This is a genomic window from Tamlana crocina (assembly GCF_012037625.1).
Genome location: NZ_JAAVJS010000511.1, coordinates 1 through 357, shown reverse-complemented (window position 1 = coordinate 357; position 357 = coordinate 1). Strand labels below are relative to the sequence as shown.

The following is a 357-nucleotide window of genomic DNA, read 5'->3' as shown; positions in this document are numbered from 1 at the left end:
AGTTTCGATCGCGATCATCCTTGTGATCATCTCCTTTAAATACATCATTAGAGATGAAAGCGTTATTGCAAAGCTTTTTGTTTTTGCAGGTTACACTTATGGACCTCTATTGGGTTTATACAGCTTTGGCTTGTTCACAAAAATGCAGGTACGGGACAAACTGGTACCATTGGTGGCTATTCTATCTCCAATACTTACCTACATCATTAGTGTAAACAGCTTAAATTGGTTTGGTTTTGAATTCGGGTTCTTTGTTTTGATACTAAACGGTCTTCTTACCTACCTTGGGCTAATATTGCTGCGTCGAAAGAAGGATAAGGGTACAGGCGATATCGACCTCAATACCTCTTTCTCTTA

Annotated in this window: 1 pseudogene; it reads left to right on the top strand. The window is 38.9% G+C overall.

What is annotated here, in order from left to right:
- A pseudogene (locus tag HC176_RS17825) lies at positions 1-357 on the top strand (sodium:solute symporter); the annotation flags it as partial.